Raw genomic sequence first — 16,108 nt, forward strand, 5'->3', positions numbered from 1 at the left:
AATCCAGATAAAATGTGATATAATAGTACTAATTTATTGGAATACATGAAAGTTCTTGAAAATTTTCATGGGTTTCTAGCTAAGGAAGTAGGAAAAGTATGTATCCAGATGATAGTTTGACATTGCACACGGACTTGTACCAGATTAACATGATGCAGGTTTACTTTGACCAAGGAATTCACAATAAAAAGGCGGTCTTTGAGGTTTATTTCCGCCAACAGCCTTTTAAGAATGGCTATGCGGTTTTTGCAGGTTTGGAAAGAATTGTGAATTATCTTGAAGACTTGCGTTTTTCAGATAGTGATATTGCCTATTTGGAGTCTCTAGGCTATCATGGAGCATTCTTGGATTACCTTCGCAATTTCCAGTTGGAGTTGACCGTTCGTTCTGCCCAAGAAGGGGATTTGGTTTTTGCCAATGAACCGATTGTGCAGGTGGAAGGTCCTCTAGCCCAATGTCAGTTGGTCGAAACGGCTCTTTTGAACATCGTCAACTACCAGACCTTGGTGGCGACTAAGGCAGCTCGTATTCGTTCGGTCATCGAAGATGAACCCTTGATGGAGTTTGGGACACGTCGGGCTCAAGAAATGGATGCGGCTATCTGGGGAACACGCGCAGCGGTGATTGGTGGAGCCAATGGAACCAGCAACGTGCGCGCTGGTAAACTCTTTGACATTCCTGTTTTGGGAACCCATGCCCATGCTTTGGTTCAGGTTTATGGAAATGACTATGAAGCTTTCAAGGCTTATGCTGCGACCCACAAAAATTGCGTCTTTCTTGTGGATACCTATGATACCCTTCGCATTGGAGTTCCAGCTGCCATTCAGGTGGCGCGTGAACTGGGTGACCAGATTAACTTTATGGGTGTGCGGATTGACTCTGGGGATATTGCTTACATTTCCAAGAAAGTCCGTCAGCAACTGGACGAGGCTGGATTTACAGAGGCTAAGATTTATGCTTCAAATGATTTGGACGAAAATACCATCCTCAACCTCAAGATGCAAAAGGCCAAGATTGATGTCTGGGGCGTGGGTACCAAGCTGATTACAGCTTATGACCAGCCAGCTCTTGGGGCAGTTTACAAGATTGTTGCAATCGAAGATGAAAATGGCCAGATGCGCAATACTATTAAGCTGTCAAATAATGCTGAAAAAGTGTCTACGCCAGGTAAGAAGCAGGTGTGGCGTATTACCAGTCGTGAAAAAGGCAAGTCAGAAGGCGATTATATCACTTATGATGGCGTAGATGTAAGCGACATGACAGAAATCAAGATGTTCCATCCGACTTATACCTACATCAAGAAGACCGTTCGTAATTTTGATGCCGTGCCTCTCTTGGTGGATATCTTCAAAGACGGAAAATTGATTTACAACCTGCCTAGCTTAACTGAGATTCAGGCTTATGCCCGTAAGGAATTTGACAAGCTTTGGGATGAGTACAAGCGCGTGCTCAATCCTCAGCATTATCCAGTGGATTTGGCGCGTGATGTATGGCAAGACAAGATGGACTTGATTGACAAAATGCGCAAGGAAGCTCTTGGTGAAGGAGAAGAAGAATGAGTTTGCAAGAAACGATTATCCAAGAACTGGGTGTCAAACCCGTGATTGATGCCCAGGAAGAAATTCGTCGTTCGATTGATTTCTTAAAAAGATATCTGAAAAAACATCCCTTCCTTAAAACTTTTGTACTAGGGATTTCTGGAGGACAAGACTCAACCTTAGCAGGACGATTGGCTCAACTGGCCATGGAAGAACTGCGAGCAGAGACAGGGGATGATAGCTACAAATTTATCGCTGTCCGTCTGCCATACGGAGTACAAGCCGATGAAGCAGATGCTCAAAAAGCTCTTGCTTTCATCCAACCAGATATCAGCTTGGTTGTGAATATCAAGGAATCAGCTGACGCCATGACAGCTGCAGTTGAAGCGACAGGAAGCCCTGTTTCAGACTTCAACAAGGGAAATATCAAGGCTCGTTGCCGTATGATTGCTCAGTATGCCCTTGCTGGTTCCCATAGCGGATCGGTCATTGGAACAGACCACGCCGCGGAAAATATCACAGGTTTCTTTACCAAGTTTGGTGACGGTGGTGCGGATATTCTCCCTCTTTACCGCCTCAATAAACGCCAAGGAAAACAACTCTTGCAGGAACTTGGTGCAGACCCAGCCCTTTATGAAAAAATCCCAACAGCAGACCTAGAAGAAGATAAACCAGGTCTAGCTGACGAAGTCGCACTTGGAGTCACTTATGAAGAGATTGACGACTACCTAGAAGGCAAAACAATCAGCCCAGAAGCCCAAGCAAGAATCGAAAACTGGTGGCACAAAGGCCAACATAAACGCCACCTACCAATCACCGTATTCGATAACTTTTGGGAGTAAAAAGGTCCGGGGGACCTTTTTACCCTGAGTTTAGAAATAAGAAAGCGAGGAAGGTCCGGTGGACCTTTTTTGCTTATTACCTTGAAATTCAAAAGCAAAGTAAATTTAAATTGAGGTTAGGCAGAGAATCATCTATCAGAAAGCGAGGTAGTGTCATGAAATCAATCGGTACGCAAACGTTACAGACAGATCGTTTAATCTTGCGAAGATTTGTGGAAAGTGATGCAGAAGCCATGTTTCAGAATTGGGCTTCATCTGCTGAGAATCTAACCTACGTCACCTGGGATCCTCATCCTGATGTCGAGGTGACTCGAAACTCCATTCGTAATTGGGTTACCTCCTATACAAATCCCAACTATTACAAATGGGCCATTTGTCTCAAAGAAAAGCCAGAGCAGGTGATAGGAGATATCAGTATCGTTGCAATAGATGAGAACGATTCTTCTTGTGAAATTGGCTATGTGCTAGGCAAGGCTTACTGGGGACATGGGATTATGACAGAGGCCTTGAAAGCTGTTTTGGACTTTTGTTTTACTCAAGCAGGTTTTCAAGAAGTCAAGGCACGTTATGTCAGTCTCAATCCAGCTTCAGGTCGTGTCATGGAGAAGGCTGGAATGTCCTATCTAAAAACTGTTGCAAATGGGGTGGAGAGAAAGGGCTATCTTGCGGACCTCATTTATTACCAGATAAGTAAGAAGGATAGATAAGCTTAACATTTATTGCTTATCCGCTGTTCTTATTTTTTTATTTACTATTTCATTTATCCTTTCTTTTCCGAATAAATAGATAGAGTCAGTGAATCTAGTAATCCTAGATTAAAAAATGTGTTATAATGAAAGGAGAGAAAGAATGATTCTCAGACATCCGGGCATCAGCCCGACCAACGATTTGGTTGCTAAGAAGATTTTTAGCAATCCAGAAATCACTTGTCAATTTATTCGCGATATGTTGGATTTACCTGCAAAAACTGTAACGATTTTGGAGGGAAGCAATATTCATGTCTTGCCTACCCTGTCGTACTCGGCGCAGGATTTCTATACCAGTATAGACGTCTTAGCGGAGTTGGACAATGGGACACAAGTAATTATTGAGATTCAGGTGCATCATCAGAATTTTTTCATCAATCGCCTGTGGGCTTACCTGTGTAGTCAGGTCAATCAAAATCTTGAAAAAATTCGCCAGCAAGAAGGCAATACTCACCAGAGTTATAAACACATCGCACCAGTATACGCTATCGCAATTGTAGATAGTAACTACTTTCAAGATGATCAAGCTTTTCATAGCTTTAGTATGCGAGAGGACACGACAGGTGAGGTCTTAACCATAACAAATAACGGTCAAGAAAACCATCTGGTCAAGATGGCATTCTTGGAATTAAAAAAATACAGAGAAACCAGCAAAGACAAGGTTCGCAAGCCGTGGTTGGAGTTTTTTGGTAACAAGCCCTTTACCCAACAACCTGAGCGAGCCATCAGCCAAGCAGACCAACTGCTGGACTACAAGAGCTGGTCCGAGGAGGACAGGAAAATGTTTAGTCAACTACGTATGCGAGAAGAACAAGCATTATTGGCTCATGACTATGCCTTGGAGCAAGCTGAAGAAAAAGGCTTAGAACGTGGCCGTGCAGAGGGAATCAAAGAGGGGTTAAAAGTAGGTTTAGTAAATCTAGTTCGCCAAGGTCTTCTAACACCTGAGGTTGCCAGCCAGCAATTGGGAATGACCGTTGCTGAGTTTGAGGCCTTGTTGTAAGACTATTACCAATAATGGTTAAAATGGGGTTCTTAGAACTAAAAAATACAGAGGAACCAGCAAAGATAAGGTTCGTAAACCGTGGTTGGAGTTTTTGTAAATCAGTAAATCAATGACAGATTTTTCCGTGATAGATGGAAGAATCTGTTTTTTAATTTACTAAATGTTGGCTCAAAAAACTAAGATAGCTTACCCTTTTACTCATGTTTTTTTGATTTATTTGAAGTATAACCTGATTAAATTCCTATTTTTCCCTATCATTGTCCCTGTTTTTTCTGGAGTTTTGGGGCTATAATAGTCCTATCGAACCAAAGAATGGAGGAAGACAATGGATACGATTATCTTTTTTATCAGTGTTTTTCTTGCTGGAATTCTTTCCTTCTTTTCTCCTTGTATTTTACCCTTGTTACCGGTTTATGCAGGGGTCTTGTTGGATGACAAAGATGGTGCTCAGGCTTCTAGTGGCAAATTTTCAATCTCACTTGTCAGTTTATTGCGAACTCTAGCTTTTATAATAGGGATTTCCTTTGTTTTTATCTTACTAGGCTATGGAGCTGGTTTTTTAGGCAATTTGCTGTATGCTTCTTGGTTTCAATATGTGACAGGTGCCGTTATCATTCTCTTGGGCTTACACCAGATGGAAGTCTTACATTTTCAGGGACTCTACAAGGAAAGAAGGCTACAATTAAAGAGACAGGTGCAAAAGGGTAAGGGCTATAGTCAGGCATTTTTACTGGGCTTGACCTTTAGTTTTGCTTGGACTCCATGTGTAGGACCAGTTCTTGGCTCTGTTTTAGCCTTGGCGGCTTCAGGTGGTTCAGGTGCTTGGCAGGGAGCTGGTCTCATGTTGGTTTACACGCTGGGTTTGGCACTACCATTCTTGGTTCTAGCTCTTGCCTCCAGCTATGTTTTGAAACATTTCCGAAAACTTCATCCCTACCTTGGAACCCTCAAAAAAGTAGGTGGTTTCCTCATTATCGTGATGGGAATCTTGGTGCTTTTGGGAAATGCTTCCATTTTGACTACATTATTTGAATAGAGAGGAAAAAGAAATGAAAAAATGGCAAACATGTCTCCTTGGAGTAGGCTCAATCTGTTGCTTGGCAGCCTGTTCGGCTAAAAATATGTCAGACGAAGCTACTATGAAGGAGCAAACCAAAACAGAACAAGTCAGTGCGCAAACTGCGACTAAAGGTCAGGCAGTTGCTGATTTCGAACTGACGGGAGTAGATGGCAAGACTTACCGCTTGTCTGATTACAAGGGCAAGAAAGTCTATCTCAAATTCTGGGCTTCTTGGTGTTCCATCTGTCTAGCTAGTCTTCCAGATACGGATGAAATTGCCAAAGATGCTGGAGACGACTATGTGGTCTTGACAGTGGTGTCTCCTGGACATAAGGGGGAACAAGCAGAATCAGACTTTAAGAACTGGTACAAGGGCTTGGATTATAAAAATTTCCCAGTTTTAATTGACCCGTCAGGTAAACTTTTGGAAACTTATGGCGTTCGCTCTTACCCAACTCAAGCCTTTATAGACAAGGAAGGTAAGCTAGTCAAAACGCAACCTGGTTTTATGGATAAGGATATGATTTTAAAAACATTGAAAGAAATGGGGTAGAGAAAGGTCATGAATGATAAAGTAAAATTGTTTGTCTTGGCAGGAATCTTTTTCCTAGCTATAAGCGGTTTCTATTTTCTATTGATGCGAAATGCAGGGCAGACAGATAGCTCGCAAATTGAGAAAGCATCAGTTAGCCAAGGAGTAAAAACAGTGAAAAAAACAGAAGTGAGTAAAGATGCAGACTTGCACGAAATTTATCTGGCTGGAGGTTGTTTCTGGGGAGTTGAGGAATACTTCTCACGCGTTCCCGGTGTGACAGATGCCGTATCAGGCTATGCAAATGGTAGAGGGGAAACAACCAAGTACGAATTGATTAACCAAACAGGTCATGCGGAGACTGTTCATGTTACTTATGATGCCAATCAAATTTCCCTCAAGGAAATCCTGCTTCATTATTTCCGCATTATCAATCCAACCAGCAAAAATAAACAAGGAAATGATGTGGGAACCCAGTACCGTACCGGTGTTTATTACACAGATGACAAGGATTTAGAGGTGATTAACCAAGTCTTTGATGAGGTAGCTAAGAAATACGATCAACCTCTAGCAGTTGAAAAGGAAACCTTGAAGAATTTTGTAGTGGCGGAGGATTATCACCAAGATTATCTCAAGAAAAATCCAAATGGCTACTGCCATATCAATGTCAATCAGGCAGCCTATCCCGTCATCGATGCCAGCAAATACCCAAAACCAAGTGATGAGGAATTGAAAAAGACCCTGTCACCTGAGGAGTATGCAGTCACCCAGAAAAATCAAACAGAACGGGCTTTCTCAAACCGCTACTGGGATAAATTTGAATCTGGTATCTATGTGGATGTAGCAACTGGAGAACCTCTCTTTTCATCAAAGGATAAGTTTGAGTCTGGTTGTGGCTGGCCTAGTTTCACCCAACCAATCAGTCCAGATGTCGCCACCTACAAGGAAGATAAGTCCTACAATATGACACGTATGGAAGTGAGAAGCCGAGTTGGAGATTCTCACCTTGGCCATGTCTTTACGGACGGCCCACAGGACAAGGGTGGCTTGCGCTACTGTATTAATAGTCTCTCTATCCGCTTTATTCCCAAAGACCAAATGGAAGAAAAAGGTTATGCTTATTTACTAGATTATGTTGATTAAGAAGTCTTTCCTAAGCAGTTAGAGGAGAATTTTGCTATACTGATACTAGTAAGTGACAAAGGAGAGAAGCATGACCTATACAATCTTAATCGTAGAAGATGAATATCTGGTAAGACAAGGCTTGACCAAGCTGGTCAATGTCGCAGCCTACGATATGGAAATCATCGGTCAGGCTGAAAACGGAAGACAGGCTTGGGAATTGATACAAAAGCAGGTTCCAGATATCATTTTAACCGATATCAACATGCCTCAGTTAAATGGCATCCAGTTGGCCAGTCTGGTCCGAGAAACCTATCCTCAGGTGCATCTAGTTTTTTTGACAGGTTACGATGATTTTGATTATGCCTTGTCTGCTGTCAAACTCGGTGTGGATGACTACCTGCTCAAGCCCTTTTCTCGTCAGGATATTGAGGAAATGTTGGGGAAAATCAAGCAAAAGTTGGATAAGGAAGAAAAGGAAGAGCAGTTACAAGATTTATTGACCGATAAGTTTGAGGGAAATATGGCTCAGAAAATCCAGTCCCATTTGGCTGATAGCCAGTTTAGTTTAAAATCTTTGGCCAGTGACTTGGGCTTTAGTCCGACTTATCTGAGTTCTTTGATTAAGAAAGAGTTGGGACTGCCTTTTCAGGATTACCTGGTGAGAGAACGTGTCAAACAAGCCAAGCTCTTGCTTTTAACTACAGATCTGAAGATTTATGAGATCGCAGAGAAGGTTGGTTTTGAAGATATGAACTATTTTACCCAACGTTTTAAGCAGATTGCAGGTGTGACACCTCGTCAGTTTAAGAAGGGGGACGGTCGATGAAACGTTCTTCTCTCCTAGTCAGAATGGTTATTTCCATCTTTCTGGTCTTTCTCATTCTCCTAGCTCTGGTTGGGACTTTCTACTATCAATCTAGTTCCTCGGCCATTGAGGCTAGCATTGAAGGCAATAGCCAAACGACTATCAGCCAGACTAGCCACTTTATCCAGTCTTATATCAAAAAATTAGAAACCACCTCGACTAGTTTGACCCAGCAGGCAGATGTCCTGACCTATGCTGAGAATCCCAGTCAAGACAAGGTTAAGGGAATTCGAGATCTATTTTTGACTATCTTGAAGGCAGACCAGGACTTGAAAACTGTTGTACTGGTCACCAAATCAGGTCAGGTCATTTCTACAGATGATAGTGTGCAAATGAGAACTTCCTCTGATATGATGGCTGAGGATTGGTACCAAAAGGCCATTCATCAGGGGGCTAAGCCAGTTTTGACACCAGCTCGTAAATCAGATAGTCAGTGGGTCATTTCTGTCACTCAAGAACTTGTTGATGCAAAGGGAGCTAATCTAGGTGTGCTTCGTTTGGATATTTCTTATGAAACTCTGGAAGCCTATCTTAATCAACTTCAGTTGGGTCAGCAGGGCTTTGCCTTTATCATCAATGAAAACCATGAATTTGTTTATCATCCTCAACACACAGTTTATAGTTCGTCTAGCGAAATGGAAGCTATGAAACCCTATATTGAGACAGGGCAGGGCTATACTCCAGATCACAAATCCTACGTCAGTCAAGAAAAGATTGCTGGAACTGATTGGACGGTGCTTGGCGTGTCTTCACTAGAGAAGTTAGACCAGGTTCGGAATCAACTCTTGTGGACCTTGCTTGGGGCTAGTGTCACATCTCTTCTTGCTTGTCTCTGTTTGGTGTGGTTCAGTCTTAAGCGCTGGATTGCTCCTTTGAAGGATTTGAGAGATACCATGCTGGAGATTGCATCTGGTAATCAGAATCTTCGTGCCAAGGAAACTGGTGCCCATGAACTGAGAGAAGTAACTCGCCAATTTAATACCATGTTGGATCAGATTGATCAGCTGATGGCAGCTATTCGCAGGCAGGAAGAAACGACCCGTCAGTACCAACTTCAAGCCCTATCGAGCCAGATTAATCCGCATTTCCTCTATAACACCTTGGATACTATCATCTGGATGGCTGAATTTCAGGACAGTCAGCGAGTGGTTCAGGTGACCAAGTCTTTGGCGACCTATTTCCGCTTAGCTCTCAATCAGGGGAAGGATTTGATTTGCCTGTCTGACGAAATCAATCATGTCCGCCAGTATCTCTTTATCCAGAAACAACGCTATGGAGATAAGCTGGAATATGAGATTGATGAAAATCCTGCCTTTGATAATTTAGTCTTGCCCAAGTTGGTGTTACAACCCTTGGTAGAAAATGCTCTTTACAATGGCATTAAGGAAAAGGAAGGTCAAGGACATATTAGAGTTTCTGTCCAGAAACAGGATTCGGGCTTGGTCATCCGTATTGAAGATGATGGAGTTGGCTTCCAAGATGCTGGCGATAGTAGTCAAAGTCAACTTAAACGTGGGGGAGTTGGTCTGCAAAATGTTGACCAACGGCTCAAACTTCATTTTGGAGAAGATTACCAAATGAAGATCGATTCTATTCCCTCAAAAGGGACGACAGTTGAAATATACATAAATAGAATAGAAACTAGCTAACTCCCAGTCAATTCTGGGAGTTTTATGCAGGTTGGAGTAAGATTTTCAGGTTGTCTATCTTGCTAAAACGTAGAAAAAACGATATGATAGATAGTGACAAAAGAGGTATCAAGTATGAAGGAAAAAGACATTCAAAGAGAAACAAGCCAGATTGTAGAAGATGTATTGGAAAAGGCCAATTTGAAGCAAGGATCCATCTTTGTTTTGGGCCTTTCTTCTAGTGAAGTGATAGGTGGTCAGATTGGCAAGGAATCCAGCCAAGAAATTGGAGAAATCATTGTGAAGACCATCCTAGATATCTTAGAGGAAAAAGGAATTCATCTAGCTGTTCAAGGTTGTGAACATGTCAATCGGGCCCTCGTCGTTGAACGTCAGGTGGCAGAGCAGTTTGGTCTAGAAATCGTCAGTGTCCTTCCTACCCTTCATGCAGGAGGTTCAGGTCAGTTGGCAGCCTTCAAGTTTATGAAGGATCCAGTTGAGGTTGAATTTATCAAGGCCCATGCTGGATTGGATATCGGAGACACTGCAATTGGCATGCATGTTAAGCATGTTCAGGTTCCGATTCGCCCTCTTTTGAGAGAAATTGGTCATGCCCACGTAACGGCGCTGGCTAGTCGTCCAAAATTAATTGGAGGTGCGCGTGCGCACTATCCACAAGATTCTATTAGAAAGTCGTGAGAATGAGAAAAACAAAACAACAACTAGAAAAAATCACAAAATATTCAATTCGTAAGCTAACTGTTGGGGTAGGTCCTGTAGCCATCGGAGCCTTCCTTTTTGGAGCCAGTGCCCTTTCAGTAGATAAGGTTCAAGCCAATGAAGTTGGCAGTGCTCATAGTGTTCATTACCGTTATTTGGCGGAGCAGGAATTGACCGAGTCTGAAAAAGCCCTGATTCATCATGAGGTTCCTACAGAATTTCAAGATGATGATATTCTATATGTAGTTTATCGTAAGAAGGCAACTAACAGTCAACAACTTCCATACACAGGAAGTAAGGAACTAGCCTTGGCAGGTCTTGGTTTGGCAACGGCCTCATTAGCAGTCTTTTTGGTGTCCAAAAAAGGTCGCAAAGAGGTTCTAGGTGTTCTTCTGATTGGTTCTTTAGGAGCTAGCACCTTTGTGCCTTACGGGACATTTGCATTTGAAAATAAAGAATTGCTTTCTTATAACCAAACTATTTCGGCCACTACACATGAAGGTTTAGCTGAAGGGATTATTCATATTGATGGCTATGAGTACATCGGATACTTCAAGGAAGCAGAACTCCATCCATCAAGACCAGCTTCAGCTGAGAAGTCTCAGTTACCAGTAGAAAAGCAAAATGCAAATGAAATCGAGAAAACAGAAGTCGTTCAAGAAAGACCTGCTGTCACTCCTGAAACTGTTGTCGAGAAACCTCTAGTACAAAATCCAGTTGCTCCTGCTGTTGAAGAAAAACCAGTTTCTGAGAAGCCTCAGACAAGACAAGAAGAGAACTTGGTGGAGATTCCTTTTGAAACGGTCACAAACCCAGATACGAATCTAGCAGAAGGAAAGACTCGTATCGTCACAGCCGGAGTAAAGGGTCAGCGTCGTCTTGTAACTAAAGTATCGATGGTCAATGGTCAAGAAGTTAGAGAAGTCATTGAAGACCAAGTGGTTCAAAATCCTGTGTCGCAAGTCATTGCAGTCGGAACGAAGAAAGAGGTGCAACCTGCCCCAACTCCAGTACCACAAACTGAACCAAGCCACCAAGTAGCTAAAGGAACCCAAGAGGCAGGCAAAGAAGGTCAAGCCCTAACACAGCCAGAATTGCCAGAAGCTATGGTAGAGTCTAAAGGAACTCAAGAGGCAGGTAAGGAAGGTCAAGCCCTAACGCAACCGGAATTACCAGAAGCTCCAGTAGAGTCTAAAGGAACTCAAGAGGCAGGTAAGGAAGGTCAAGCTTTAACGCAACCGGAACTACCAGAAGCTCCAGTAGAGTCTAAAGGAACCCAAGAGGCAGGCAAAGAAGGTCAAGCACTAACACAGCCAGAATTGCCAGAAGCTACCGTAGAGTCTAAAGGAACTCAAGAGGCAGGTAAGGAAGGTCAAGCACTAACACAACCGGAACTACCAGAAGCTAAAGTAGAGTCTAAAGGAACCCAAGAGGCAGGCAAGGAAGGTCAAGCACTTGTTCAAGATCAATTACCTGAGTACAAAGTAACTGAGGGAACCCTTGTTGAAACATTTACTACAGATTTAGACTACAAAACTGAAACGACTGAGGATCCAACTAAGTATACAGACGAAGAAACTGTCCTACGAAATGGTGAAAAAGGAAGTCAAGTTACAAAAACAACCTATAAAACGGTAGAAGGTGTCAAAACTGACCAAGTTCTTTCAACTAGCACAGAAGTTACCAAGGAGCCTGTAAACCAACAGGTAAGCCGTGGTACAAAACCAATTGAAGGAACTCTTGTAGAGGAAAGCCTTGAAAAGATTCCATTCGAAGAAAAGATTGAAGAAGATGCTCAACTGAAAAACGGTTTAGAAGTTGTAGCTCAAGAAGGTAAAGAAGGTCAGAAAAAAATCACTAAGACCTTTAATACTATCAAAGGAGTTAAGACTGAGGATGCACCAAAAGTAACGGAAGAAGTCATTGAGGCCCCTCAAGACCGAATTTTGAAACGTGGTACTAAGACCTTTGAAAAACCAGTATTGACCCTCACTGCAGTTGAACCTAAGGATTTGAAACGTACTTCAGATGTTAAATACAGTCTAGAAAATCCAAGTAAGGCAGCCATTAAATCTATCACCTTAACTCTGAAAAAAGGTAATGAGATTGTCAAAACCTTGAATGTTTCACCTGACAACTTAACAGCTAGCCTGACAGATTTGCAATACTACAAAGATTATAAGATTGAAACTAAGATGGTTTATGACCGTGGTGAAGGCGATGAGGAAGTAGTTCTGAATGAAGAACCTCTAAGACTTGACCTCAAAAAAGTTGAAATCAAAAACATTAAAGAAACAAGCTTGATGAGTGTGGACGCTGACGGTAATGAAACAGATACTAGTTTGCTTACAGAAAAACCAGCTGATGTTGCCCCACTTTACCTACGAGTGACCACTCACGACAACAAGGTTACACGACTTGCTGTTGACAAGATTGAAGAAGTAGAAAAAGACGGAAAAACTTTATATAAAGTTACTGCCAAAGCACCAGACTTAGTTCAACGTAATGCTGATAACACACTTAGCGAAGAGTATGTTCATTACTTTGAAAAACAAAAAACACACGAAGGTGATGTATATTATAGCTTTGACGACCTTGTAAAAGCTATGCAAAAAGACCCGACTGGCACATTTAAGCTTGGTAGCAATATCAATGCTGCTAACGTTAAACCAGCAGGAAAATCTTATGTTACTAATGCTTTCAAAGGAACATTAACAAGCACTGACGGTAATAAATTTACCATTAGCAATATGAACAGACCTTTATTCGGTGATATTGTCGGTGGTACGGTAAAAGATTTACTACTTGAAAATGTAAATATCGACATGTCAGGGACTGATAGGATTGCACCACTAGCGAATGTTATCAAAAATAATGCCACTGTAGAGAATATTAAAGTAACAGGTAACGTTGTTGGTAATAATGATGTATCTGGTGTTATCAATAAAATTGATGGTAGTGGAAAATTAAGTAATGTTGCATTTATCGGTAAAGTACACGCTGCTGGAAATCGAGGTGGTTATTTAACAGGTATCGTCGGTGAAAACTGGAAGGGTATTGTAGAAAAAGCTTATGTTGATGCTGAAATCACAGGTAACAAAGCTAAAGCTGCCGGAATTGTATATTCATCTCAAAACGGTGGTAACAACAATACTTTAGGTAAAGAAGGTACTCTTCGAAACTCTGTAGCAAAAGGCTCTATTGAACTCAAAGAAGCAGTTATGTCTGGTGGATTGCTAGGAACTAACTGGGCACTAGGTGCTATAGAAGACAACATCACTATGATGAAAGTTAAGACTGGTGAAATGGTCTTTGGTCACTCTGATATTGATGCTGATGATTACTTTACATACTCTAGAACGAAGCGCAACTTCAGTGTTGAGGGTGTAAGTGAAGGTAAAACAACTTATAATAATTCTAAAAAAATTCCTAGCATAACTAAAGAAAAAGCTGATGAATTAATCGCTAAAATGGGAATCACTGCTGATAAATTCGAAAGCACACTTCCTGTTGAAGACAAACTGAACAATATTGTAAGTAAAGCTAATCAATACAAAAATATCGATGATTACGATGCATCTCGTGAGCTTGCTTACCGTAACATCGAAAAACTTCAACCGTTCTACAATAAAGAATGGATTGTAAATCAAGGTAATAAATTAGCTGCTGATAGTCCATTAATGACTAAAGAAGTCTTGTCTGTTACGGCGATGAAAGGCAATAACTTTGTCACAGACCTTACAGATGCTGACCATATTTTGGTTCACTACGCAGATAAGACAAAAGATATCTTTACAATTTCACCGAAAGAATCTAAAGTTCAACAAGTGAAAGAATATAGTGTCGCTGAGCTTGGTGAAGTTGTTTACACACCAAACATGGTTGTTAAAGATCGTGCAGATTTAATCAGCGCTATTGAAAGTAAGTTAAGTCCGGTTGAATTGCAATCTGATCCGATTTACCAACACTTGGGCAGAACTGGTGGCAACAAAGTCAATGCAATTAAGGACTTGTACTTAGAAGAAAGCTTCAAGTACGTTAAAGATAATCTTACTCAATTTGTTACGAAGTTAGTAGAAAATGAAGATCACCAGCTTAACACTGATGAAGCTGCAAAACGTGCCTTGATTAAGAAAATTGATGACAATAAGGCTGCCGTTCTTCTTGGATTATCTTACCTAAATCGTTACTACGGCGTTAAATTCGATGACTTTAACATTAAAGAATTAATGCTATTCAAACCTGATTTCTACGGTAAGAATGTTAATGTGTTAGACTTCTTGATTAAGGTTGGTTCTAAAGAAAGTAACATTAAAGGTGATAGAACTTTAGAAGCTTATCGCGAAACGATCGGTGGAGTTATTGGTATAGGCGAGTTAAATAGTTTCTTAGACTATAATATGCGTCTCTTCACAAGTGATACAGACTTAAACGATTGGTTTATAAAAGCAACTAAAGATAATGTATATATCGTTGAACCTAAAACAACAACTCCTGAGTTTGCTGATAAGAAACACAGAGCCTATGAAGGATTGAATAATGATGTTCACGGTAAAATGATTCTGCCACTTCTGAATTTAAAAGATGCACATATGTTCTTAATCTCAACATATAACACTATGGCTTACAGTTCATTTGAAAAATACGGTAAGAATACTGCCGAAGAACGCGAAGCATTCAAAGCTGAAATCAATAAAGTCGCTAAAGGTCAACAAAATTACCTAGACTTCTGGTCTCGTCTATCATTAGATAAAGTTCGTAACCAACTGCTTAAGAGCAATAACATGGTTCCAACTCCTGTGTTAGATAACCAAAACTATAAAGGAATCAGCACAGATAAATACGGACATACGAATAGCGGTAAGGATGTAGCGCCTATCCGTGAATTGTACGGACCAACAGGTCGTTACCATGCTACTGACTGGCGTATGGGAGCTGTAGCTCGTATCTACGGTAATCCTTATAAGGATGATTCAGTCTTCTTCATGGTTACTGATATGATTAGTGACTTTGGTATCTCAGCCTTCACTCACGAAACGACTCACGTAAATGACCGTATGGTTTACCTAGGTGGTTCAAGACACCGTGAAGGTACTGACCTAGAAGCATTTGCACAAGGTATGTTGCAATCACCTGCTGAAACAAGTCCAAACGGTGACTTTAAAGCACTTGGATTAAACATGGCTTACGAACGTCCAAATGATGGAAACCAATGGTATAATACTAATCCAAACGATCTTGCATCTCGCGCTGAAATCGATCACTACATGAAAGGATTCAATGATACGCTCATGCTTCTTGATTACCTTGAAGGTGAAGCTGTAATTGATAAAGGTAGTAAAGAACTAAACAACGCTTGGTTCAAGAAAGTAGATAAGCAACTTCGTGGAGCTAATACGAAGAACCAATACGACAACGTTAGAGATTTAAATGCAGAAGAAAAAGAATATAATTTAACATCTGTTAACGACTTAGTAGAGAAAAACTTCATGACTAAACACGGTCCTGGTAATGGTCAGTATGACCCAACTGGATTCGGTTCTGCTTATGTAACGGTGCCTATCACTGCTGGTATCTATGGTGGTAACACGAGTGAAGGTGCTCCTGGAGCAATGTCATTCAAACATAACACCTTCCGTATGTGGGGGTACTTTGGATATGAAAAAGGCTTCCTAAATTATGCTTCTAACATGCTGAAAAATGAGTCTAAACAAGCAGGTCATGCTACTCTAGGTGATGACTTTATCATTAAGAAGGTTTCTGATGGTAAATTTAATACTCTAGAAGAGTGGAAGAAAGCATACTTCAAAGAAGTTGTTGATAAGGCTAAAGCAGGATTTAATGCTGTTGAAATCGATGGAACAACTTATAATAGTTACGATGAATTAAAACAAGCATTTGCTGAAGCAGTTGATAAAGATAAGGCAACTCTTAATAATGGTTCAGTTAAATTTGACAACACTGTTGCACTGAAAGAAAAAATCTTCAAAAAACTTCTTCAACAAACAAACAGCTTTAAAACTTCAATCTTTAAATAATTGAAATC

The 16,108-nt window shown here is 41.1% G+C and carries 11 protein-coding genes; all 11 read left to right on the forward strand.

The features are described 5' to 3' along the window. The first annotated feature begins 98 nt into the window (after positions 1-98). The 11 genes from ACAM22_RS02885 (at position 99) to ACAM22_RS02935 (ending at position 16,100) form a co-directional block, all read left to right on the forward strand. Positions 99-1,559, forward strand: coding sequence for a nicotinate phosphoribosyltransferase (locus ACAM22_RS02885; protein ID WP_261052026.1), 1,461 nt, complete (start codon positions 99-101; stop codon positions 1,557-1,559). Next, the gene (gene nadE / locus ACAM22_RS02890; RefSeq protein ID WP_261052029.1) at positions 1,556-2,380 is read left to right on the forward strand and encodes an ammonia-dependent NAD(+) synthetase; all 825 of its coding nucleotides are present in this window, start codon (positions 1,556-1,558) and stop codon (positions 2,378-2,380) included. The genes ACAM22_RS02885 and nadE overlap by 4 nt, the downstream gene beginning before the upstream one ends. 155 nt (positions 2,381-2,535) lie before the next feature. Continuing rightward, positions 2,536-3,087, forward strand: a complete 552-nt coding sequence (locus ACAM22_RS02895; protein WP_369606937.1) for a GNAT family N-acetyltransferase — start codon at positions 2,536-2,538, stop codon at positions 3,085-3,087. A gap of 142 nt (positions 3,088-3,229) precedes the next feature. Next, a complete protein-coding gene (locus ACAM22_RS02900) occupies positions 3,230-4,129 on the forward strand; it encodes an Rpn family recombination-promoting nuclease/putative transposase (protein WP_000603352.1) in 900 nt (299 codons plus the stop codon). A 328-nt stretch (positions 4,130-4,457) separates the two neighbouring features. After that, the gene (ccdA2, locus tag ACAM22_RS02905; RefSeq protein WP_203175293.1) at positions 4,458-5,168 is read left to right on the forward strand and encodes a cytochrome c biogenesis CcdA family protein; all 711 of its coding nucleotides are present in this window, start codon (positions 4,458-4,460) and stop codon (positions 5,166-5,168) included. 13 nt (positions 5,169-5,181) lie between these two features. Further along, positions 5,182-5,745 (forward strand): redoxin family protein, encoded by a 564-nt coding sequence (locus ACAM22_RS02910; RefSeq protein ID WP_203175294.1) that lies wholly within the window; start codon positions 5,182-5,184, stop codon positions 5,743-5,745. A gap of 9 nt (positions 5,746-5,754) precedes the next feature. Beyond that, a complete protein-coding gene (msrB, locus tag ACAM22_RS02915; protein WP_261052032.1) occupies positions 5,755-6,867 on the forward strand; it encodes a peptide-methionine (R)-S-oxide reductase MsrB in 1,113 nt (370 codons plus the stop codon). A gap of 70 nt (positions 6,868-6,937) precedes the next feature. After that, on the forward strand, positions 6,938-7,675 hold the full coding sequence (locus ACAM22_RS02920) for a response regulator transcription factor (protein WP_261052033.1): 738 nt from the start codon (positions 6,938-6,940) through the stop codon (positions 7,673-7,675). After that, entirely contained in the window at positions 7,672-9,363 is a 1,692-nt protein-coding gene (locus ACAM22_RS02925; RefSeq protein ID WP_261052034.1) for a sensor histidine kinase, read from the forward strand. Before ACAM22_RS02920 ends, ACAM22_RS02925 begins: the two co-directional genes overlap by 4 nt. Before the next feature lie 114 nt (positions 9,364-9,477). After that, positions 9,478-10,041: a TIGR01440 family protein gene (locus tag ACAM22_RS02930; protein WP_000659511.1), complete on the forward strand. Its 564-nt coding sequence runs from the start codon at positions 9,478-9,480 to the stop codon at positions 10,039-10,041. A gap of 2 nt (positions 10,042-10,043) precedes the next feature. Then, on the forward strand, positions 10,044-16,100 hold the full coding sequence (locus ACAM22_RS02935; RefSeq protein WP_369606938.1) for a ZmpA/ZmpB/ZmpC family metallo-endopeptidase: 6,057 nt from the start codon (positions 10,044-10,046) through the stop codon (positions 16,098-16,100). Positions 16,101-16,108: the final 8 nt, after the last annotated feature.

This window comes from Streptococcus sp. SN-1 (genome assembly GCF_041154385.1).
Lineage (GTDB): Bacteria > Bacillota > Bacilli > Lactobacillales > Streptococcaceae > Streptococcus > Streptococcus mitis_CT.